This window comes from Hyphobacterium sp. CCMP332 (genome assembly GCF_014323565.1).
Classification (GTDB): Bacteria; Pseudomonadota; Alphaproteobacteria; order Caulobacterales; family Maricaulaceae; genus Hyphobacterium.
The window spans coordinates 2,342,619-2,365,416 of the sequence record NZ_CP058669.1; the positions used below are offsets into that span (position 1 = coordinate 2,342,619).

A 22,798-nucleotide genomic window follows, 5' to 3' on the forward strand; every position below is an offset into this window, starting at 1 on the left:
TCGACCACCGACCTTAACTCAGGCTGCGAGTTCACGCCATTCGGCCAGAGCCGCGGATCGGTTTTGCTTGAATATTTCTCTGCGGTTTAGGTGACGCTCGTGGCTGAAGTGGTTGTGGACGGATGACTGGGTGGAAACGAATTTCTGCAAGGTCTCGAAGCTGCGGAACTTGCCCATCGCTCGCTCCTTTCGCCGGAAGGGGAGATGGGAGTTTTCCGCTCGATTGTTGAGCCAGCGCCCGGTCTCCTGGCGGCCGGCATTGCCGATCAGTTTCATCGCGGCTTTGTATGACTTCAGCCGATCCGTCACTACGACGTTCGGATTGCCGTATCGCTTCATCGTTCTGCGCAAAAATCTCAACGCTGCTTTGCGATCCCGGCGCCTTGTGACATAGGCCTCTAGAACTTCGCCTTCGTGATCGACGGCCCGCCACAGGTAATGAAGCTCGCCGTTGATCTTCACGAAAACCTCGTCGAGATGCCACGCCCATTTCGAGAAGTTATTGTCGGCAACCCGCTTTTTGCGGATCTGTGCCGCGAACATCGGGCCAAAGCGATTCCACCAGAAACGGATCGTTTCATGCGTGATATCGATCCCGCGCTCGTGGAGCAGGTCCTCGATATTCCGCAAGGACAGCGGAAAGCGAACATACATCATTACCGCCAGGCGAATGACTTCAGGTGACGTCTTGAAATAGCGAAAAGGATTCTTCATTTGGCGAAATTACCGCCCAAGCCGCTAACACTGAGTTTCCTCTGACAGCGCCCCGCTACCCAGAAACCGCCGGACTAACAATACCGGTGGACCACTCCTAAGGGGCAGGCCAAGATGTATTCATGTCACTGACCTATGGCAAAGGTAGCGCGGCCTGAGATGACTCGACGGATCAGCGTGATCAAAGACGTATAACCTCATGATCATAAGGGGTGATGGCATGCGAATTCTGATCACGGCTATTCTGATCAGCCTGATTGCGGGCGAGGCTTGGGCACAGACCCGCCTGCGCTCGGCTGTCCTGCCTGCCACTCGGGTTGTGGAAACCGGAACACCGGCTACCGTCTTTGCCACCCTTATCAACGCCGGCGCTTCGGCCGTCAGCCATTGCCGTATCACGCTGGATGCGGGGTTTAGCGGCCCAGTGCCCGTGAACCTCAGCTTTCAGACCGTCAATGCCGTCAATCAGCTGACGGGTAGCGCCAACACGCCGGTCGACATTCCGGCAGCCGCGGCGCAGGGTTTTCTGATCACGCTGACCCCAACCGGTGAAATCGCAGCGCGGGATATCGGTTTTGATTTTGTCTGCGACGAAGGGCGCGCAACAGTAACCGAGGGGGTCAACACGCTTCGCCTGACAGCCAGCGACACGTTCCTTCCGGATATTATTGCCATTGGCGCCACCCTGTCGGGTGATGGCGTCCTCCGCATTGAAAGCGCTGGGGGTCGTCAGGCCATGGCTGCGGCTGCGCTCAATATAGGCGACACGGCCACTGTCACCGTTCGTCCGGTGACGGGGCGCTACGCCTGGCCGATTGATCTGGAGGTTTGCGAAACGGGTCCTGACGGACGCTGCCTCTCCCCACCGGTCGCCAGCCTGCCGATCAATTTTGCCTCGGGCGAAACACGCACCTTTACCGTCTTTGCGCGCGGCGATAGTCGGCTCGGTATTCCGCTCATGCCTGATATCGCGCGTGTCTTCCTTAATTTCGAAGCCGAAGATGGCAGCGCGCTTGGTGCGACATCCGCGGCTCTTTTCAGCCCGCAGCCGGTGCGCGACTATGCGCCGCTGAACCTGCAAGCGGCCCGCGACCAGGCCTTTGTATCCGGCGCACGCGCAGTCCTCATTATGCGCGATGGTGAGGTTCTGTTGGAAGATTATCGCGGTATTGGCGCTGCGGATCGTGCCGAAATTCTTAATTCAGGAACCAAAAGCTTTTCCTGCCTTCTGGCTGGCGTGGCGCGTGATGATGGTTTGTTTAATCCCGATGACTATGCCTTTGTCGGTATTTCCGCTTGGGCCCCAGATGGGACCGACCCCTGGTCACCGGTCAAGCAGGATATTCGCGGGCGCGATCTGATTGCCCTATCCCATGGGCTCAGCCCCGGCCCCAGCGCAGGCGATATCTCCGGCTTTGACAGCTATGAAGAGGCGATCAATATCGCATCCATTTACCGTCCCGATCGTAATGCGATCTATGGGCGTAGCGGGTTTCAGGCCTTTTCTGCGCTGTTTGAATTGCGAACCGGTGGCGAAATCGACACTGATAGTGTTATTCAAGGCGGGCGCGACCCGGCTACGTATCTGGATGACAGGCTTCTGTCAGTGATCGATGCCGTTCCAGCATGGAATCGCGACATCAATGGTAACCCTAATTTTTCTGCTGGAGCGGCGCTAACGGCGCGAAACTGGGCGAATTTCGGACGGTTTGTGCTGGATGATGGCATGTGGGACAGCCAGCGCCTTTTGACCCGGTCCTCGATACGGCGCTGCCTGCATTATGCCAGTCCTGCTTATCTGGGTTATGGCCTTGGCTTTTGGCTCAACCGCGATGTCGGTGACAGCTATGATGCGCAACGCGACGCCCTGCCGCCTGAGACACGAGTCCATATGCCAACAATGGGGCGCATTTTTCCCGCCGCACCTGATGATATGGTATCGGCTTGGGGTGCATTTAATATGCAGATGCATTTGATCCGTTCGGAAAACCTGGTGATCGTCAAATTTGGGGGATCCGGTGATCAGAATGTATTTTTCGAAACCTTGTTTGCGACGTCACCATAAATTGCCCCTTTTTCGCCGCGAGTCCGTGTCAGCTTGAGTATTCTGACAGGGGCCGTCCACACATGACAGCACCTAACTATTCGAACCAACGAACCGTTGTAGACCATATGCGACGGTCAATGGTCGAGCGTGTTGATCTTGCTGAGGTCACCGCCCGCCCAATCAAGAACTCTAGGATTCATCACCTTGAACCAAAGTTGGGGGATAGCTGCCAGCACGAGACAACCGGGGTAGCCGGATGGAAGACTTGGCACTTCGTCATAGTCTCTTAATGCCTGATACGGGCGCATCGGATAGGCGTGATGGTCAGAGTGGCGTTGCAGATGCAGTGTCAACAGATTCGAAATCCTGTGGTTCGAATTCCAGGAATGGCGCGGCTGACACTTTTCGTATTTGCCATTCGGACGCTTCTCTCTGAGCAGGCCGTAGTGCTCAATGTAGTTGACTTGCGTCAGTGCGTACCAGGAGAAAAAATGATGGGCGAGAATAAACGGAAGAACGATCCAGCCCAATGCCGCCACAAGTCCAATCGTTATAATTGTTGTTAGCACGTAGACTTGGAGAATTTCGTTTCTCCAATGGAGCGCAGGCAACCCCTTTTTTTCTAGCCTTTTAATTTCTTGGCTCCATCCGCCAAAGAATGCGCCTGGCAATTCGCGGAGGGCAAACTGATAGACCGACTCACCGAATTTGGATGAGGCGCAGTCTTCTGGTGTCGCAACATAGACATGGTGGCCGCGATTGTGCTCGGGCGTGAAGTGTCCGTAGCCGGAGAGGCTGAGCGCCAATTTAGCGAATGCGCGATTTCGTTTGTCTGTCTTATGGCCAAGCTCGTGGGCAATGTTGATCAAGCTGCCGTTGATTGAGCCGACACCGACAGCCAGCAAACCGACCGCCCAAACCGGCAAACCCTGCGTGCCAACCATCCAGACACTCGCCAGGAACAGAAAAAAATGCGCCGGAATCATCAAGTAAGCGACAGTTTCGTAGAAAGTGTCCTTACTCATGGCAGGCACCACAACCTCCGGCGGATTCTGAGGATCGCCGCCGATAATGGCGTCCAGCGCCGGAATGAACCCAAAAAAATAAAGAAGCGGCAATACCATAAGAAACGGATTTTCGCCCGCTGCAAAATAGAGCGCATAGGCGCTTAAGGGCACAATTGGCAGCGCGAGGCTGCCGAGCCACAGCCAGCGCTTTTTGTCGACAAATCGGATCACCTCGCCCTGTTCGCCTTTAGCAACAAATTCCATCTTGCCTGCTCCATTGTTGTCCTTGACGTAGCGCTGGATGTTGACAATGTCAACATCTAAGATGAAACCAGAAACGATTGCGGCATTCGAATAGCGCCAGAACCGGCCAGGGGATTGAAATATGTCAACTTATCATCACGGAAATCTCCAGGCGGCGCTTCTCGAACGCGCGATCGAGGTTATTGGCCATGAGGGTGTCGAAGGGCTGTCGCTCAGAAAAGTCGCGAAGGACCTCGGCGTTTCCCATGCAGCCCCAAAGCGCCATTTTAGGAACAAGGCAGACCTATTGGCGGCGATTGTTCGAGAGGCCTACCAAGAATTGACGAAAACAGTTCTTGCGGACGTCGAGGGCGTCGATGCCAATGACGCCCTAAGACGCTTGAATTTAATGGCGCGAAGCACGATCCGATGGGCCGTCGAGAATAAAGCAAAATTCAGCGTCATGACGAACCCCGATGTAAGCCGGTTTGCCGATGACGAGTTGAAGGTCGCCCTCGCTGATTTCACCAAGCTGCTTTCGCATGCATTAAATGACGCAAAATCTCAGGGGTTTCGTGAGAGCGCGTCTATGCAAACGCTACTTGTCTACTCGGTCGGCGCAGCCCTCGGGGTTGCAACTATTCTCACCGACGAATTGATGCGTTCGGTTCTAGGCGCAACCGAGAACGAGCGCGCGATAGCTGCAATGGCCGATCAGATTGTTCCGATCGAGAGCTCACGATGAGAATCAAACGCCATTGGGCTGGGCGGTGGTGTCAGACCTTGGGCGCTTTACGAGCGAAGGTCAGCCGAGGCTGGGTTGGTGGGAACATAAAATCGATCTAGCCTTGCAGGCGTGTTGTCAGACCAAAGCGAACGGGTCTCAGTTCAGCAGGTTTTCGCCGGTTTAGGCCGCAAGCTGCCGCCATTCGGCCAGCGCGATTTCGCGGTTCTCCTTGAACCAGTTTCGGTCGTTGATATGGCGTTCGAGATTGAAGTGATTGTGGACAGAGGAATGGACGGTGGCGAACTTCTGAAGACTTCGCATTCGCCTGAATCTGAGCATCGCCCGCTCGCGTCTTCGTAAGGGCTGATGTGAGTTTTCGGCCCTGTTGTTGAGCCACCTCCCCACATCCTGTTTGTCCTCGTTTCCGATGACTTTCATGGCGGCTTTATAGGACCGTAACCGGTCGGTGACGATAACTTGCGGGCTGCCATATCGCTTCATCGCCTTGCGCAGAAACTTCAATGCAGCATGACGATCCCGACGCTTTGTGACATAGGCTTCCAGCACCTCTCCCTCGTGATCGACCGCGCGCCAGAGATAGTGAGTGACGCCGTTTATCTTGACGAACACCTCGTCCAAATGCCATTGCCATTGGGGCCAAGCACGAAGACGGTCAGCGCGCCGCTTTCTGATCTCAGAGGCGAACATCGGGCCGAAACGGTTCCACCAGAACCGCACCGTCTCGTGACTCAAATCGATGCCACGCTCGTGGAGCAGATCCTCTACATTCCGAAGCGACAGTGGAAACCGGACGTACATCATCACCGCAAGGCGGATCACTTCCGGTGATGTCTTGAAATAACGAAATGGGTTTTTCATCCGACGAAATTATCGGCCAACCCACTAACGCCGAGTTCCCTCTGACAAAGCCCACCAAAATCATCGGCTAACCCGCTAACGCCGCGATTCCTCTGAAACTGCCCCGTCAGGGCCTGTTGTCGGCCAATGCGGCTTCGAGCACCACATCGTGGCCCGCCAGCCAGTCGTCAAACATTACCGGAACAACGACATTTGGCGTAACTGTTCGACGCGTATCGGTTGGAAGCGATCCCTGCCAGTAAAGAGTCGAATGGATAACTGGCAGGCCCGTCATTGTCAGATTGACAAAGTTTGCGTCGCCGAAATGGTTGGGTGCCCCCCCGGTCGGCTCACCGATGAGTACCGCATCCAGATGGCGCTCCGCCTCGGTTACAAAATTCATGGCAGCTGAAAATGTTTGGCGGCCAACCAATACGATAGTGCCTTCTGAATGATCGAGACCTGCGCGGATAGTGTCGCGAATGATGGCTTCATTCAGGAAATTGTTGCCGCCACGGTTGCGCCGCACATCAAAAATCACGCGGGTCGTGCCAAGACGAGTAGCGGTTTCCTGGATGCGCGCCGAAACATCTGCAATCGTTTCATTGTCATTATCCTCAACAGCATTGAACGCGACATAAATTGTCTGTCCGCCGTCAATGACTGCAAAATCGATATTTCTCTCAGGATCTGCAGGAGGCCGTGCGCGGTTTATTGCGGTGCTCGACCGAGCGTCGACCAACTCCCCAGTCGGTATGCCTGGCTCAAGGCGAACCTGGCGGCGCATGCCGTCGTTGTCCTGAACTGTGAGAACGATTGCGCCGTCGATTTCCATCGCGCCAATCGCTTCAAGATACACAGGGTTTGACAGCAAGGTGGGCATCCAGTTTCGACCCCATTGATCATTCTCCCGGCCTATCATGGAAATCAAATGCGTCCGCACATCTTCAATCGGCATATCGTTGATGGACACTATCTGTTGGGCCAACAGGCTTTCATTTCCTGGCTCGGCCTGGATAACGAACACACCGTCATCAAAATCAAATACACGAATCGGTAATTGCTTTTCAAAACCTAAGCTTTGGACGAAGAACGGGACGACGTTGGAGTGACCGTCTTCAAGGCTGGCCACCAGGTGGCTCAAAGCCGCCAGTCGCTCAGTTGCCGACTGTGTTGGCAGCGCGACGCGGATCTGCTCGACAGAATCGTTCCACATGTCCCGGGTTTCTGAGAATCTCAGCGCGGGGTGTTGGTCTCGAATGGCGGTGTCGAGTTGCACGAGATCGGCTTGCCAGTCTTCCAGGGAGGCATCCCGGAAGTTTACCTCCGGCTGCTCGGCGTTGTTCAATTGCAGTCCCTCCGCGGAGTTCACCAAGAGTCCGAATAGAATTGCGAATAGGGAAATGCGTTTGATAACGGGATTCATGTCCGTTCCTCGTTTAAGTAATCGCGGCTTACGACAGGGTCTATTTTCCCTAGCGCAAGACAGAGAAAGACGTCTAGCGTTGAAGGAAATCCGGCATACAGGCTGGCTCACGCGATCCGCTGCATCCGTTGGCGGCAAATCGCACCATGATCTCATCTGGACCGAAAGCAGATGTCGCCAGACCAGCCTCATCCATGCGAGCGAGCACATCAAACGGGTTGAACGGCCCGTTAAGCCAAGCGTGAATTTCACTGGCAGCGCCATCTGACACAACGTCCAATTCAGCAAGCAGGCGGGCTTCAGAATAATGGGTGTCGTCCGCCTGGTAGAGACCGCGCAGCGCAGCCTCATAGGCACCAGGGCCAGATTGCGCGGTCATTTCCGCATCGAGCAGAAAGTTGAAAAGCGCGCCGGAACCATAGACGAGTTGACGGTTCTGCTGCTTGTTTTCACCTGCCTCCGCCAACGAGATTGGCCCGCTGGATATGCGACCTAGAAAATAGCGGCGAATTTGACCCTCGATCATGAAAATCACGTCATCGGCGTCCACAAGGCCAGCCCGGTAGAGCGTCTTCATCGTCAGGTAGTCCGTGCCGCCTTCTGTAAACCATTGCAGCTCGGAATAGGGATCAGCTTCGATCGCATGCCCGATCCATGCATGGAGTGTCTCGTGGGCCAATGCACGCGCCCACATCAAGGTCTCATGCGCGCGAAACGGTGCCGGTAATCGCTGCCCGAAACTTTGGGCAAAAGCGCCACCATCGTTCATTTCATCCGCCCCAAAGGCGACTAAATAGCGGTCCATCGGCATATCGCCAAATATCTGGCCGTAACGAGCCAGGCTTTCGACGAGGACGTTACGAAACTCCTGGCGCGCCGACGAGAAGGCCTCTTCGGTAACAATTACGACGTCGAGGCCACCAATGCGGATCATTTCGGGGTCGAGGCCTGGCCCAACCACAATGAGATTGCGCAGCAGATCGTTGAGGCTCGCGACCGCGAAATGGTTTTCCGCTTCTTCATTCCAAGGCGTCAAAGCCTGCCAGTCGTCTGGAATATCAAAACGCACATCAAAATGGCAGTCTGTCCACGCATAGTTGACCGCGAGGACAGAATGCATAACGAAATAGAACGCATCGTCGAAGCGGTAGGCGACCTCTTCCTTGCCGACATCCCACCTCGCCGCATCATGGCCCGCCGTCAACGTGTAGCGATAACCATCCCAACGCGTTTCCGCATCGCCAGGCACGGTCCAGCTGCCCTGGCCGAGATACGTCGCCTCGACCGACCGGCCATCGGCCAAGTTGAAAACCACGTCTGAGAGAAAATCGGCAGTACCGTCCACCGTGCCTTGCGCTGGGCCCCAACTGATATCGATTGCACCGGAGGCACCGACCGCAGAGACCCCGATTTCGAAGCGGTCCGTACCTGCTGGTGTAATAGAGATTCCGATTGGGTCAGCCGGACAGGATGACTGCGCCTGTGCTGCGCTTGAGAGGCTCAAGGCCGCCAAAAGTGTGGTGGTAAGCAGGAATTTCATGAAAGCGTCCTTTTCGGTTGCACATGTGATGCGTGGCACACTTGAAGCAGATGCGGCTAAAGCCAGCCGTGAGGGCACCGGTTGAGATCAGTTGAGGGAAATTAGTGATCCCATAATTATTCAGATTCGACGCCCGGCCGAATATTTCAATTTGAGTTGCTCTTGTTGTGTTATTCGAGGGCCGCGATTATTTCTTCCACAGTCAATGATGAAACATGCTCAACTATTTGATCTGGCATTACACCGTGCGTGCCAACCTCGCCTGACGCTCTTGTAAAAAGATAAAGGGGCGCCCTAACCTCGAGCCCCGTATTAGGAAGCGTGAAGCTTTGAACTTGGCCGGTTTGATTTGCTCGCCCGTCAGTTTCCTCGCCGATTATCCTACCGATGTCGAAATCTTGTATGATGGTCGCAAAAACTATGGCCTGTGAGTAGGTCTCTGGTCCGACAATAATGTAGACTTCACCCTCAAATCGATTTTCTGAATCGGCAGGGGGTTGCACCCACTGGGCGAAAGGAAGCGTTACAATCGACCCCATTTCAGCACCCGGGATAAGACTAATGTTTTCTTCAGTAATCCGCGCCCGAACGGCTGAAATTGGTGTGTAACGTTCCGAGGTCAGGTAATTAAGCAGCCTATCCGACAGCTGCCGAGCTCCACCACCGTTCGCTCGCAGGTCGATAAAAAGGCGGTCAGATCCAGACTCGTTAATTTGAGCAAATGCATTCTGAAGGAAGCTCTCAAATCGATCTTCATATTCTCGTTCAAAACTTGTGATGGTCAGAATCGCATTGGCCCCTTCCAATTCGACATGAAATGTCTCGGACAAACCTGGGTCACCAGAGAAGTCACTATCCGAAAGCGCCATTGAACGTCCTAGTGGGGTGAGAATCATAACGTCCGATCGTGTGAACTCGCCGACGTGCAATTCAATCAAGTCGTTCAGACGCAACTCCAGAATGCGTCGGCGCAACGCATCAGATTCGCCTCGTATATTGGGCATGGTTTCGGCGACCATTGCGGCAACAGATTGGTTCTTGACTGAGACGAGTTCGGCTGTCTCCCCGCTTCCAGCCAACGTTATGAATACGCGATGCCCTTCAATGGAAACAGGATGTTCGATGATTGAGCGCTGGGCTCTTGGAAGCGCAATGCCGGTATGTGCATCGTTAAACATCGAATTGAGTCGTCCAAATACATGCCACGCCGATTGTCGGCTCATCCCATCTGAGAGACCTGATTCAACCTCGCTCAATAGGGATTCGAGCGCCCTGACGTCGATCAACGCCTCAATTGCTGGGTGTGTATTTCTGGCCCAAGCCTGCCAAGTTTGGAGATCATCGAGTAATTCTGCGCGCGAAAACATTCGCTCGTTCTCGCGAGGCGTAGCCCAAGCGAGGCCAAATGAAAGAGAGAGCACACCGACAATCAGAGTGCGCAAAAAAAAGGAAGACACAGCCATAAAACTCCGCCATAGTGCGTTATCGGTAACGTAACTGGTTACATGTATGACCCTTCCCACATACTCGTCAAGCGTATTTCGTCGCCGTGAACTTCTGCGGGACTTGTACGGGCCGGCCTTTCTTGGTCAGTTGATGGTGCGGATTACGGAATTTCTTATCGCCAGCGGTGCGCCCGTTGCGGCAGAATTTGGCATAACCGCGCCTGTTCGGACATTTTCCATTCTGGTCCTCCTGCGCACCGAAGCGGCGTCAAGTTCCGAGCTGGCCTCGGCCCTCGGCGTGACTCACGTAGCTATTGTCAAGAATGTCCGCGCTCTCCTGGTACTTGGCCTCGTCGAGAAGAGTGATGACCCCGGTGATGCCCGCCGCAAGCCGATCAGTCTGACTGATAGTGGGACAATCGAGGCCCAAAAGGTTCATATGTTTATGGAGTTGTCGCGGTCTGTTTTTGAAGAACTTTTTGAGGATGTCGGTCACGACGTATTCTCAGCCCTCCACGATATAGAAGACGCTTTTAAACGAGAGGGATTAGGCGAGCGGATTCGATCTAAAATTAAATCCAGAGGCACGGGCAGTTGAATGACACGTGGCCAGGCCCCACGAGGAGGTGCCGTGCGCGCATTCGCTGGCAGTCGTCAAAGCAAGGATACGACCTGTTTTCACACAAAGTTGAGTTGCTCCATCGGGCCGCAGGCAACAAACGAAATTCAGATTGACCTGCGCCCCTTGGCTCCCTCGTTTATTTCGAGAATCTTTTATTAAGGAGACAGACGATAGGCAAAGAAATCCAGCGTCCGCGACCAGGCGAGCGAGGCAGCGTCAGAGTCGTATCGCGGCGTGGAATCATTATGAAAACCGTGATTGGCGCCTTCATAGACAAAGGCATCATAGACGGCATTACTCGTATCGAGCACCGCTTTATAGTCAGGCCATCCGGCGTTGACACGTTCATCCAGTCCAGCCAGATGAATCTGGAGAGGAACCTCGAGCTGTTCAGCTTCACTCGCCGTTGGCCAGCCGCCGTAGAAGGGCACGGCGCCTGATAGCCAAGGCTGGCGGACAGCCATCAGATTGGCGACGGCCCCACCGAAACAAAAGCCAACACAGGCCACTTTCCCGGAGCAGGCGTCGTGCGTGCGCAAGAAATCTGCAGCAGCCTGAAAATCCTGAACCATCGACTCGCGTTCGCGCTGAGCCTGCAGAGCTCGCCCATCATCATCATTGCCGGGATAGCCGCCCAAGGGGTGCAGCGCATCGGGCGCAAAGACGGCATATCCCTCCAATGCAGCGCGGCGGGCCACGTCGCGGATATATGGGTTCAAACCACGGTTTTCATGAATGACCACGATGCCGCCCAGTGGCGATGAGGCGCCCGCAGGCCGAGCGAAATACCCTGCCATATCACCTGCCCCGCTCGGCGAATCATAGTCCAGCATCGCAGTTTCGAGGCGCGGGTCATCTGCCGCCGTTTGCTCGGCAGCGGCGTAATCAGGCATAATTAGGCTGGCGAGTGCGGTCACCGTTAAGCCGCCAACAGCATAGCGTGTTAGCCCGTCAAGAAAGGCTCGCCGCGACAAATGACCGTGCGCATACGCATCATAAAGGCTTAATGCGCCTTGAGCAATCTTGGGCTTTGTGTCGTCAGTCATGGGCATGGCTTTCGTTGGGGCAGCATACAGCAGCAACTCGGAAGAAACTGAAGCCCAGGTTGGCCGAGTCAAGACAGCGGTGTCGTTTCTTCGCCCGATGTCGGGATAATGAGCTACCCCGTCGAAGGCCGGTACCCGAAAGTTCCCCAAAATCGAGATCTGAAACCCACCGTTCCACCCGCCAACCGTGTGAGCCATTCACGATCAGTAGCGTAGCGGCTTCACGTTCTTGCGGACGTATCGCTACCGCGCTCGTGCAGCAGATCTTCCACGTTTCGAAGCGACAGCGGAAAGCGGATATACATCATCACGGCGAGACGAATGACTTCAGGAAACGTTTTGAAATAGATAAACGGGTTTTTCATGCGCTCAAATTATCGGTCAACCCGCTAACGCCGGCTTGCTTCTGAAAACGCCATTAGGTTCGTTCTGGCCGCGGTTTTATTGGACAAATCTCAGATAATGGTTCCCTATATAGTTAATGTGGGCGGTACACATCGTCTGCCCGCTTAGCGCACCAAGCGATAGGAGGCGGTCATGTTTCGAAGTTTTCTAACCTCTACAGCGTTCCTGCTATTCGGCTGTTCAGGTGCATTGGCGGACGACCTGATCGATTTCGGGTCGAATACCGATATAGCGTTTGAAGCCGGTCCAGGTTCGGCGGGGCCTGTGCGCCGGGAAATCCGTGGGCTTGACCCGGCCGTCATGTCGATGACGCCTGGTGAACGTGTCGCGCTCAACTTCGGGGCGGGCGGCAATGCCGTCCTCGATCGGATCGAGAGGAACGGGACCGGCACCTGGATTTGGGCCGGACACATCGAGGGTGAACCGCTGAACCGGGTGCTTCTTACCCGGACTGGTGAGCATGTATTTGGACGCGTCCTAGCCGGCGACGGAATCTGGCTGATCATTCCGGAGCTGAATGGCGGCCATACGCTGTTCCGCCATGCTGACAATGCGCGTCCGGGCGGCTTCGATGGCGATAGCCTTGTTCCCACCGTCGACGATATGCTGCGCCTTCGGATGCCGCCGGGTAGCGGAGACGCGCCTGTGACGGAAGCAGCGGTCGCGGTCGGCTCGCTCGGAACGGTCGATATCCTCGTTTATTATAGCGAAAGCTTCCGAACGACATGGGGCCCCGCGGCGGGCGGGCGCATCCAGTATCTGATGGCGCTGCTTGATCAGGCCCTGGTCAATTCCGACACGGGTCTGCGCGCGCGTCTTGTAGGTACGGAATCCATTTCGACCAACGATGATCGCGGCAACGCCGCCACCGTCGTCGATATGCGCTCCGGTGCCGGACTTGGAGAAGCAGGGCCGAACGGACAGGATTACAGCGCGATGTTGGCGCGGCGGAACGCCCTGGGCGCAGACCTTGTGGCCATAGTCCGCAACATGCGTTTACCCAACATGGCCAATTGTGGCACCGCCTATGTGATTGGAGCGACAAGCGACACCATCGGAACCGGAAGCGATATTGTCGGAGTCGCCGCGATCAGCGACTGGATCGACGACACCGATTCAGACCTCAGCAATGGCTACACCTACTGCACCGATCTGACTTTCGCGCACGAAATCGGCCACAATCTCGGCATAGACCATGACCTAGCAAACTCGGACGCCAATCGCGGCGTCCGTGATTATGCGCTCGGATACGTCAATCAATGCGGATACCGGACGATCATGGCGTATGACTCGTCATTGCGCTCAACTACCTGCCTAGTGGATACGGCACCGGGTTCGAACCATGAACTCGAAATGCCTTACTTTTCCAACCCTGACGTCGGCCGGTGCGGACCGACCATCGGTTCCAGCTCGACCAGTCAGCCTTGTGGAACGGCCGACGCGGACGCAGCGCGCGCCATGCGCGAGGAAGGCCGCAACGTCACCGAATTTCGTAGCGAGGCGGGTTTTCTGCGGTCTGCTGTTCTGCCGCTGACCAGGGCAGTCCCCACGGGCACGACGGCCACCGCATTCGCCACTGTAATCAATCCTGCAGCAAGCGGAGATACCGCGACTGGCTGCGGGCTCCGCCTTCCCGGAGCGAGTACAAACCAGTTCAGCTATCAGACGACCGACGCCCTGAACGCGCCAACCGGAACAATCAACACGCCGGTCGACATCCTTTCTGGCGGTGCGCAGAGCTTTGTCTTCACGGTCCGGACGAACAACCAGTTTATCGACAACTCCCGGACTGAGATCGACTCCGGCAATGTCGAGTCCGACCTTTTCATTGAAGCCTTCTGCTCGAACCGGCGTTCTGCCGAATACATCGAAGGCGTGAACTCCTTCTCCTTCCGGTCGGAAACACTCCCCGGACCGGATGTTATCGCCGTCGCCGGAACGCCGACGATCCCGGGCACCGTCCTGATTCCGACGACGGGCAACATGGTCGGCTTTTTCGTCGTTGCCGTGACAAATGTCGGCACAGCCGGCGTCGTCGTCGCGCGCCCGTCAATCGGACCGGACGCCGAAGCCGGAATTTCCTCTGTGGAGATCTGCCAGACCGATCCCGGCACCGGTGCGTGCACAAGCGCGCGCGCGGGATCGGCGACGATCAGTCTGGCGACCAACGGGACGGCGACGTTCGCGATCTTCGTTCGGGGAACAGGGGCTGCGGTGTCAAACCTCCCGGCGACGAACCGTGTTTTTGTCCGCTTCACCTCGACAGGGACGGTCCTCGTCAGCGGCGGTGAACGCGGCGCGACCTCGGTCTCCGTGCGAACGAACTGATGTCTCCTTGCTTTCGGGCCTCGGTCCCTCGCGATAAACGAGGGAGCCAAGGGGTGCACACTCGCCGCCCAAATCCTAGTTTCCCGGGAAGAGCGAGACCACTTCGCTTTAGTCTGACAGCACCTAACTATTCGAACCAACGAACCGTTCCTTGCTAAACGGGGGCCGTCCACACATGACAGTGCCCACGTCTGTGCCAAATGTTCTGACGACGGACAGTCTTGAATTATTTGAACGGATTGCGCATCCGGTGAGGCTAGGGAACTACCTTCCCGCGCTCAAGGCGAAGTTCCTCTGACACGACCCAAACGACGCAAGGAATGGTCCGCCCCGTGTTCACCTTCCGCCTTGAGGGCAGTGGTGATTTGAGACCTGGCCATCAGGGGCAACGGTTTCACAAAAGACCGTGCCGTCAAAACGTTGGAATATTCCTGTATCGAACTGCGACTGCAGCATGGTGGCGCGGGTCAGATCCGCGCCGGCGAAGCGAGCACCGTTCAGGTTTGCCCGGGATATATCGGCGCTTGTCAGATTGGCGTTCTCCAAATTGGCATTGGTCAGGTTCGCGCCCTGGAAATTGGCTCCGGTCAAATTGCTGCCGGAAAAGTTCACGCCCTGAAGATTTCGATTGGTGAAATCATATCCGGTCAGATCCCAGCCGCTATAATTGCGATTGGATTGATCAGCATCGCGGAACTGCGTCGGCGTGATGCAGTTATAGCTTATCACCTCGCCGTTATAGCCGGTTGTGTTGCATAGCACGGTCTCTTCATTGATGTTAAAATAAGCGATGTTCTGAACATTGGTGAGGTTGGCACCTGTCAGATCAGCGCCTTCCAACCGAGTTTCCCGCATGTCGGCGCCGGTGAAAGTCGCATTGCGAAGAATCGCACGATTGAGATTGGTGTTGGTGAGATTTGCGCCTTGGAAATTGGCCCCGGTCAAATTGCTGCCGGAAAAGTTCACGCCCTGAAGATTTCGATTGGTGAAATCATATCCGGTCAGATCCCGGCCGCTATAATTGCGATTGGATTGATCAGCATCGCGGAACTGCGTCGGCGTGATGCAGTTATAGCTTATCACCTCGCCGTTATAGCCGGTTGTGTTGCATAGCACGGTCTCTTCATTGATGTTAAAATAAGCGATGTTCTGAACATTGGTGAGGTTGGCACCTGTCAGATCAGCGCCCTCCAGCCGGGTTTCGCGCATGTCAGCACCGGTGAAAGTCGCATTGTAAAGAATCGCACGATTGAGATTGGTGTTGGTGAGGTTTGCGCCAGTGAGGTTCGCGCGACTTAGATTCGCACCCTGGAGGTCTGTTCCGGACAGATCGACTCCGGAGAGATCCGCGCCGACAAAATTGGTGCCGGTCAGGCGCGCACCCGATAAGTTGGACCCTGCGAGGACTGCGCCTTCAAAATTGAATCTTTCAAGATTGGTGCCTGTGAAGTTGGCCCGCACGGTCGTCCCAGCAAAGATATCCCTGTTCAGCTCCGCTGGAGGGCGGCAGAACACGATGTCACCAAACGCCATGTTTTCGCGCGGAGCCGCGACATAAAAACTGGCGTTGGCCGCCTCGCATCTCGCGTCGTGAATACGATTATTTTCCGCAGTTTCCGCAAACCAATTGAAAAATTCTCTGCTGATGTTTAGCTGAGCCTGGCAAGTGATCCCTTCGATGTCGTTTCTGCATTCGCCAGGGCGTCGCAGGGTGACGCGCTCAGGCGGACCAATAAAAACAGGCCCCCTAAACACATCCGTTAAGATCCCTAGTCTATTGGTGTCTCTTTCTTGGCCCCTCCCTTCTGTTGGAACGAGCGATATGCCGGAGGGTTGCGCTTCGACACCAAGCATTATGCCGGTGCGTTCCAATTCGAGACTGCGCTCATCCGCCCAGTAGCCATTGTAATAACCTGATACGTAAAGACCGTGATAGAGACAGTTTGTGAGCTCTTGTCGACTGTAGATGCGAGTCGTTCCATCCCACTCATAGATGCCGCCACCCCAGACCTCTACAGTGAAACGATATCGTGGCGGATACCCCGAAAATCCATTTGGGTTTAAAGAGCCGGGAAACCGTACGCTGTATTGGATATTGTTCAAACCTGAAAGGGCGGTAACGACGATCGTGGTCAGCCCGGTTGGCCTGATATTGCCGAGTACGTTGTTTTGCCCGTCGACAAGCTCGAATGCCTGGTCGAGCCGGTTATCAAACACCAACCTGCACTGATGGTTGGCCCAACTTGGGGCCGTTACGGTTAGCGCGACAAAAATAGCTGTCAGAACGCAAAATACCCCCCCAAACGCTCCTAACGGCTTCCGGCGTGTTTCCTCTTGGAACAACTTGTCTCGCATGGTCTGCCCCCCGGCGGATTGGCGCCTTGCTCGGGCGCAAGACCTGTTTCAGGTGTCAGGTTAGCGAGAACTCCGAGGTTTTGCCAGCTAGATGCAAATGTCGGGTGTTGTCATGTGTGGACGGCCCCCGGTGCTGTCAAACGAAAGCGAAGTCGTCTCAGTTTTCAAGGGAAACCGGAGTTCAGGCGGCAAGTTGTCGCCACTCAGCGAGCGCCGTCTGCCGCTCCCTAAGTGTTTTGGCGGTTCCCTCGCTCTAAAATGCGCACCTTGCGAGGCTAACTGACCCAAAGAGGGTTCGAAAGACTTGGAAGCTCTTGGAGGGTTTTCGAAGCCTTCTCCCAGGCTGTTGATTTATTTTATTTATTCCTGATTTCTGGCTGTCTTGAAAAGCCAAGAAAGGCATTGAACATGAGAACTATTCGTCAAAACCTGCACGAAATTTTTAACTACCTTAACGACCATCCCGGCGACGAAGATCAATTGCTTGGTTTCGCCGTCCAAGCCACTCACGCAGGCCTAAAAGATTGGGAGAAGGCACTCGATGTTGTCGGTAATCTCACCTCCTTTCTTCGCTGCTATCACAGTGGCGATATTGAATGCATTGCTGGCTTTTTTCAGGACATCAGAGATGAGCAGTACTTCTAGCTGGGATCCGACTTAGCGGACCGGTTTTCCTGCCGGTCCGCTTATCATTGTGATTTCAATCCCTTCAGTTAACCTGGAGGGGCATGGAGGATGAACCATGCCACAGATCAAACTTACCCGTAGAAACATTGACCGGATCGAGCTGCCCCCGAGCGGTCAGCTCATATATCGCGATACCGAACTGCCCGGCTTTGGGTTGCGCGTTGGCAAGAAATCGAGAAGCTTCTTTGTCGAGCGCCAGATCGGCCGCAAGACGATGCGCCGCACGATTGGTAACTTCCCTATCGTGACGCCGGAGCTGGCCCGTGAGGAAGCACTGGTGGTGCTTCGCCGGCTCAATGCCGGTGACGACCCGCTTGAGGAAAAGCGCAAGGAACGCACCGAGACGATCACGCTGGACGAAGCGGCTGAGGCCTTCTTCGAGGGTCGCTCACAGCTGAAGCCATTCACCGTGGACACCTATCGCCGGTCCATCGACCTGCATTTGTCCGACTGGCGCGATCTTCCCATGCGAGAGATCACCCGTCAGATGGTCATGGAGCGCCATCAGCGGATTACGCGTCAGGTCAGCGGCGTCAGTGCCAACAATGTCATGCGGCACCTGCGGTCCATTTATAACTACACAGCGGCCGCACACGACGGGCTGGGGGCCAACCCGTGCCAAGTGTTAACCCAAGCCCGCGCCTGGGCGCGCGAGCAGCGTAGGCAATCGGTAATACCGGCCAAGCACCTGCCCGCCTGGTGGCGGGCTGTGTGGATGGAGGACGACCAGCCGCGTGACTTTATGCTGGTGGCCATCTTCACTGGCATGCGGTCCAGCGAGATCAAGCGTCTGCGCTGGGAGGACGTGGACCCCGTGGCAGAAACACTCACAGTTCCTCAAACTAAGAATGGCGACCCGCTTGTCTTGCCGCTATCGACGCAGCTTGCAGGGCTGTTCAAGGACCGCCGAGCGCGGGTTCAGGGCAGCCCGTGGGTATTCCCCGGCAAGGGCCAGAACAAGACTGGCCATATCAAGGAGGTGAAGTCCATTGTTCGCCGGGTCCGCAAGACGTCAGGCGTTCACTACTCGATGCATGACCTTCGCCGGACCTTCATCACCATTGCGGAAGGCTTGGATATTCCCGCGTTTGCGCTCAAACGCCTTCTCAATCATCGTATCGATACCGATGTTACGGGCGGCTACATCGTCATGGACGCTGAGCGTCTGCGCGAACCCGCACAGCGCGTTGCAGATAGAATCATGGAGTTGGTCAGTGACAGATGATGAACCGATCGGCGAATATCTTCCGCCGCTAACAGAGCTTCAGCATTTAGGCTTTGTGCTGGGCACCGCATTCAGGTGCCTTTCAAAAGAGGCAACCAATTCCGTCAAAGCTAATGAGGCAAAAAAGCTCCGCAGTGAAGCCAATAAATTCTATCGCATTAGAACGACACGCAAAGAGAAACCCCTCGCTCTTGTCACAAACTCTCGTCAACGCACGGCACTCAAGACCGCTATGGCAACCATGTGGCAGAATACGAACACTGATACCGAGCGAATGATGGCCTTGAAGGGTGTCGAGCGACGCCTCGGGTTCGAAGCGATAGCTAAACGCGTCTTGCCGCCGCGCTCAGAGCATCAGGAGCGCCCTTTTCAACGTGAAGGCGACGAAGGACGAAAGCTGAAGAACAATGAAAGGGCATGGGCGGCGATATGGTTGAGCGTGAACGCGTCAGCAGACTACACCGATTTTGACCATAAGTTTGAAGCCCTACAGTCTATGGCAAAGCAGTGTTGGTCTGACGGAGTCTATTTTCTCAACCCACTGGGGGTTGATCTGTTCATCACGCCTGGAGGCCTGAAAAATCTGGCAAAAGAAGCTGTTCACGATCTAGATGCCGCTTGCTCTTCTAAATAAGAGCCCAGTTTTTCCTATCAAGACCGCCCGGATTCATGTGCATAAAAGGATGTCTTCATTAGTTGTTTATGGAGACGCCGATGCGCGAAAATACAAATATTCCTGAAACCTACGTCCCAACCCGCGATGCGGCGAAGTTTCTAGGCCTGTCCGATTCTTGCCTCGAGCGATTACGTTGGAAGGGCGGCGGGCCACGCCACTACAAGCTGGGTAAGAACGGCCGCATCCGATACAAGTATTCCGATCTAATTGAGTGGGCAGAAGATAATAATTTCGCATACGGGAGGTCAGCCTAATGACTCTCCCGATCGAAGGTGGCCGGGTAACACCGGCTGCCGCCCAATTCATGCTGAGCTTGGCGAAGATGTCACGGCTCGACGCCTTCAATTTTTATACCGGCAAAGCAAAGTCCAAGTACCGAAAGATTGACGCCGAGCTATCGGAATCCACGGTCGCGGATCACCTATCCAATGCTAAACCGATCAGTGTCTTTCCGGTCATTACAGACCAGACCCGATATGCAGTGTTGGACTTTGATGACCACGACGGGACAACTGAATGGTCGGACATGGCGTCGGCGGCGAATGCCGTCGTCGAAAAGCTCACCGAAGGCGGAGTGAAGTGCTTCGCGGTTCGATCCGGTGGGGGCCGAGGCATCCATATCTGGATACCATTCCGGAACCCACAATCGGCGCGCACTGTTCGCCGGTTCCTGACGCGAACACTCAAAGACTGTGGATTCACGGTCGGCGACCGACCCGTCAGCGATGGCCAAGTACAAGTCTTCCCGAAGTCCGATTCTCAAGGCAAGGGCGGATATGGCGGCGGTGCAATAGCACTCCCATTTGCGCGCGCAAGCGTTCCGCTCGACGCCGACTTCAATCCGTTGAACTTGGAAAGTTATGAGCCGCCCGCACTAGAATCCTTGCTCAACGATGATGTGGATGAGCCGGAAACAGTATCGCTGCCCGATGAAGCTTCGGCTGAAACGGCACCCATGGCGCTGGGTGACGATTTGGACGAGATGCTAGATCATATTCCTGCAGATGACCGTGACGTCTGGATTCGCGTCGGTATGGCCCTGAAAGCGACCTATGGTGATCAAGCCCTTGAGACATGGGACCGTTGGTCTGCAAAGTCCGATGCATATGAGGGGGCGGAAGATTGCGAGACAGCGTGGCGCGGACTTACGCCGACAGGATCAATCGGGTTCGGTTCCCTGGTCTACCTCGCGAAAGCTAACGGTTACGCCCCGTCAGGCGATTTGCGCTTGCTGGCAATTAACGAACGCTACGCCCGTCTGACAGTTGGCCAGACTCCAGTCGTGATTGATTTGGAGCCGGATGGCGCATCGCATGATGTTATCAACACGCTCAATGAACGCACCTTTGTGCGGCGTATGTCGGCAGAGCTCAAGTTGATGGTTTCTGAGGGCGGCAAGCCAAAACTGGTGAATATCGGTCGATATTGGCTCGATTGGCCTCAAGCTCGCCACTACACCCACGTCATCTTCGATCCATCTCGACCGCCAGGGCACAATGGAAGTGGATACAACGTCTGGCAGGGTTTTACCGTCGATCCCGCGCCGGGCGATTGTAGTCTTCTGCTTGCCCACATTCGCGACAATGTCTGTAATGGCGATGACGAAGCCTACAAGTGGGTGATGAACTGGCTAGCGCTGGCTGTGCAACGCCCCGCCGAGCCACCCGGAACCGCGCTGGTACTCAAGGGCAAGCCAGGCACGGGAAAAGGTTTCCTCGCGAACATGTTCGGACGCCTATGGGGTATCCACTTCAAGACGGTGACGCATAAACAACACTTCACTGGTCGGTTCAATTTTCACCTATATGGGCGACGATTTATCTTCGTCGATGAGGGTGTCTATGGCGGCGATCCACGCGAAGCTGACGTCGTCAAGGTCATGATCACCGAATCCGTGATCATCTGGGAAGAAAAATTTCGTACGCCATTTTCCGACTTCAACCGAATGGCCTTTATCATTGCCTCTAATCGCGATTCGGCAGCGCCCGTAATGGACAATGATCGCCGGTTCACCGTGTTAGAGGTCTCGGATAGCCGGGCTAATGACCGTGCGTATTTCAGTCGCATAGCCAAACAGATGAATGACGGCGGTGACGCTGCGTTTCTCGACCTCTTGCTCAGTCGCGATATTAACGATGGGCCGAATCCGCGGCAAAATCTGCGGCGAGCAGCAGCGTTTGAGGATTACCTTGAACACGCACCGCCGGAGATTAAGGCGATACATCGCGCATTGGATGAAGGCTGCCTACCCGGAAGCATTGAGAACCTGGAGAATACGGCCAACAGCTTCGAATTCTTTGACCAGATGCAAGCCTTCGGTGGCTACGGCGCTCGCAACACCGCCCTGACCCGTCTCGGCAAAGCCATCAAACGGTATTTGCCGTCCGTTGCGAGCAAGCAGGGGTCGGTGATGAGCGACGATCATGACAAAAGCCGGGGGCGGCCTCGGATTTATACCTTCCCGCCATTGCAAGAGGCGCGCGCCGAGTTCGCAACCAATATCGGCCACGTCATCGAGTGGCAAAACGACGCCGCGGCGTGGGAAGCAGAGCATCTTTGCTAGCAGCCCTATGCACGGGTGCACGGTAAAACCACTAAATTTAATAGGGAGAACAGGTATTGTACTGCAACACCAATCAGTTCGGTGCCATTCCACCATTCCATATTGGCGGCCCTGCCGTGCACCCGTGCATGGCAGGGCTTTTGTTTGACCAAATCGTTCAGGCCGCGTCGTTTATATCACTCCTAGTTCGGGCGCAGCTGTCCGCGCCCGCGCACCTACGGCCTTCTGAGGGGGCTGAGCCGCAGATTCAGTCCCGCGGTCGTGAACGGTCCGAAAATTTCACATTAACAACTTATCGATCAGGCTTGCCTGCCCCGCCGAACCGGTCGACCCTCGGACCATGTTATCGCTTCTGCTGGCAGCATTGGTTTCAACAGACCCGCCGTTCGATGTGCACCGCGTTGCGGAATCCGCGGTCTGTGTACCGGTGTCATCAACTTCCGTCGCGCCGGGCGGCGCTCTGGATCAATTCGCCTTCTCTTTGCAATGGACCACCAGGGCCGAGGCGCTGGCCTTTCCCGATTATCCGGATGAACTGGCAGCGGTTTATCAGGAGCGCGTATTCGCAGCCTTCGGCGAATCGCCATTGTTCCGGGGCCTGGTGCTTGTGACCGGTGAGATTCCGCACCAGTGGCCGCTACAACGCCATATAGACGCCAGCGCTGGTCGCCGGTTCTCCCTTGCAGGGCACCAGCTTGCAAACGGTGCCACACTGACGGTCTATCCCGATGAAGGCGAGTTTCTGCTGACTGCGCCGCAGGATGCTCGCGACGAACCCGAGATCGGCGTTCTGATAGTCCGCGGGACCTGCGAGTTCTTCTGGTCAGAAGGCTATGGGACAGCCAGCGCCGAGCGCTGATTCACGGGCGCTACTTTTGAATTCC

18 protein-coding genes and 1 pseudogene are annotated in these 22,798 nt (G+C 55.5%); 10 read left to right on the forward strand and 9 right to left on the reverse strand.

The features are described 5' to 3' along the window. Positions 1-18: 18 nt before the first annotated feature. The gene (locus HXX25_RS11775) at positions 19-714 is read right to left on the reverse strand and encodes an IS6 family transposase (protein WP_187166098.1); all 696 of its coding nucleotides are present in this window, start codon (positions 712-714) and stop codon (positions 19-21) included. A 220-nt stretch (positions 715-934) separates the two neighbouring features. Between HXX25_RS11775 and HXX25_RS11780 the strand changes: the two genes are divergently transcribed. Further along, the gene (locus tag HXX25_RS11780; RefSeq protein WP_187166099.1) at positions 935-2,779 is read left to right on the forward strand and encodes a serine hydrolase domain-containing protein; all 1,845 of its coding nucleotides are present in this window, start codon (positions 935-937) and stop codon (positions 2,777-2,779) included. 116 nt (positions 2,780-2,895) lie between these two features. Here the strand turns inward: HXX25_RS11780 and HXX25_RS11785 are convergent, their stop codons facing one another. After that, positions 2,896-4,032 (reverse strand): alkane 1-monooxygenase, encoded by a 1,137-nt coding sequence (locus tag HXX25_RS11785; RefSeq protein WP_187166100.1) that lies wholly within the window; start codon positions 4,030-4,032, stop codon positions 2,896-2,898. Between the two features lie 121 nt (positions 4,033-4,153). Between HXX25_RS11785 and HXX25_RS11790 the strand changes: the two genes are divergently transcribed. Next, positions 4,154-4,756 carry a TetR/AcrR family transcriptional regulator gene (locus HXX25_RS11790; RefSeq protein WP_187166101.1) on the forward strand — a complete coding sequence of 201 codons (603 nt, stop codon included), beginning with the start codon at positions 4,154-4,156 and terminating at the stop codon, positions 4,754-4,756. A 162-nt stretch (positions 4,757-4,918) separates the two neighbouring features. Here HXX25_RS11790 and HXX25_RS11795 read toward each other — a convergent pair whose 3' ends face one another. The 4 genes from HXX25_RS11795 to HXX25_RS11810 all read right to left on the reverse strand — a co-directional run bounded on the left by HXX25_RS11795 (position 4,919) and on the right by HXX25_RS11810 (position 10,025). Continuing rightward, positions 4,919-5,617, reverse strand: a complete 699-nt coding sequence (locus HXX25_RS11795; RefSeq protein WP_187166102.1) for an IS6 family transposase — start codon at positions 5,615-5,617, stop codon at positions 4,919-4,921. A 106-nt stretch (positions 5,618-5,723) separates the two neighbouring features. Continuing rightward, on the reverse strand, positions 5,724-7,022 hold the full coding sequence (locus HXX25_RS11800; protein ID WP_187166103.1) for a hypothetical protein: 1,299 nt from the start codon (positions 7,020-7,022) through the stop codon (positions 5,724-5,726). Positions 7,023-7,095: 73 nt separating this feature from the next. Continuing rightward, positions 7,096-8,562: a hypothetical protein gene (locus HXX25_RS11805; RefSeq protein WP_187166104.1), complete on the reverse strand. Its 1,467-nt coding sequence runs from the start codon at positions 8,560-8,562 to the stop codon at positions 7,096-7,098. 170 nt (positions 8,563-8,732) lie between these two features. After that, positions 8,733-10,025 (reverse strand): S41 family peptidase, encoded by a 1,293-nt coding sequence (locus tag HXX25_RS11810; RefSeq protein ID WP_187166105.1) that lies wholly within the window; start codon positions 10,023-10,025, stop codon positions 8,733-8,735. Positions 10,026-10,071: 46 nt separating this feature from the next. On the opposite strand from HXX25_RS11810, the gene HXX25_RS11815 reads away from it, so the two are divergent. Further along, the gene (locus tag HXX25_RS11815) at positions 10,072-10,605 is read left to right on the forward strand and encodes a MarR family winged helix-turn-helix transcriptional regulator (RefSeq protein ID WP_187166106.1); all 534 of its coding nucleotides are present in this window, start codon (positions 10,072-10,074) and stop codon (positions 10,603-10,605) included. Positions 10,606-10,784: 179 nt separating this feature from the next. On the opposite strand, the gene HXX25_RS11820 is transcribed toward HXX25_RS11815, so the two are convergent. Continuing rightward, complete coding sequence (locus HXX25_RS11820) at positions 10,785-11,873, reverse strand: dienelactone hydrolase family protein (RefSeq protein ID WP_233346690.1); 1,089 nt, start codon at positions 11,871-11,873, stop codon at positions 10,785-10,787. A gap of 26 nt (positions 11,874-11,899) precedes the next feature. Further along, a pseudogene (locus tag HXX25_RS14450) lies at positions 11,900-12,040 on the reverse strand (IS6 family transposase); the annotation flags it as partial. A 172-nt stretch (positions 12,041-12,212) separates the two neighbouring features. Here HXX25_RS14450 and HXX25_RS11825 point away from each other — a divergent pair. Beyond that, positions 12,213-14,408, forward strand: a complete 2,196-nt coding sequence (locus HXX25_RS11825) for a M12 family metallo-peptidase (RefSeq protein WP_187166107.1) — start codon at positions 12,213-12,215, stop codon at positions 14,406-14,408. 336 nt (positions 14,409-14,744) lie between these two features. On the opposite strand, the gene HXX25_RS11830 is transcribed toward HXX25_RS11825, so the two are convergent. Continuing rightward, on the reverse strand, positions 14,745-16,763 hold the full coding sequence (locus HXX25_RS11830; protein ID WP_187166108.1) for a pentapeptide repeat-containing protein: 2,019 nt from the start codon (positions 16,761-16,763) through the stop codon (positions 14,745-14,747). Between the two features lie 408 nt (positions 16,764-17,171). Here HXX25_RS11830 and HXX25_RS11835 point away from each other — a divergent pair, with 408 nt between their 5' ends. From HXX25_RS11835 to HXX25_RS11860, 6 genes are all read left to right on the forward strand, one after another. Then, entirely contained in the window at positions 17,172-17,408 is a 237-nt protein-coding gene (locus tag HXX25_RS11835) for a hypothetical protein (protein ID WP_187166109.1), read from the forward strand. 97 nt (positions 17,409-17,505) lie between these two features. Further along, positions 17,506-18,675 (forward strand): integrase family protein, encoded by a 1,170-nt coding sequence (locus tag HXX25_RS11840; protein WP_187166110.1) that lies wholly within the window; start codon positions 17,506-17,508, stop codon positions 18,673-18,675. Beyond that, on the forward strand, positions 18,665-19,309 hold the full coding sequence (locus HXX25_RS11845; protein WP_187166111.1) for a hypothetical protein: 645 nt from the start codon (positions 18,665-18,667) through the stop codon (positions 19,307-19,309). Before HXX25_RS11840 ends, HXX25_RS11845 begins: the two co-directional genes overlap by 11 nt. A gap of 80 nt (positions 19,310-19,389) precedes the next feature. Next, a complete protein-coding gene (locus HXX25_RS11850; RefSeq protein ID WP_187166112.1) occupies positions 19,390-19,605 on the forward strand; it encodes an AlpA family transcriptional regulator in 216 nt (71 codons plus the stop codon). Beyond that, on the forward strand, positions 19,605-21,914 hold the full coding sequence (locus HXX25_RS11855) for a PriCT-2 domain-containing protein (protein WP_187166113.1): 2,310 nt from the start codon (positions 19,605-19,607) through the stop codon (positions 21,912-21,914). Before HXX25_RS11850 ends, HXX25_RS11855 begins: the two co-directional genes overlap by 1 nt. Positions 21,915-22,254: 340 nt before the next feature. Further along, a complete protein-coding gene (locus HXX25_RS11860; RefSeq protein WP_187166114.1) occupies positions 22,255-22,773 on the forward strand; it encodes a hypothetical protein in 519 nt (172 codons plus the stop codon). The last annotated feature ends 25 nt before the right edge of the window (positions 22,774-22,798 follow it).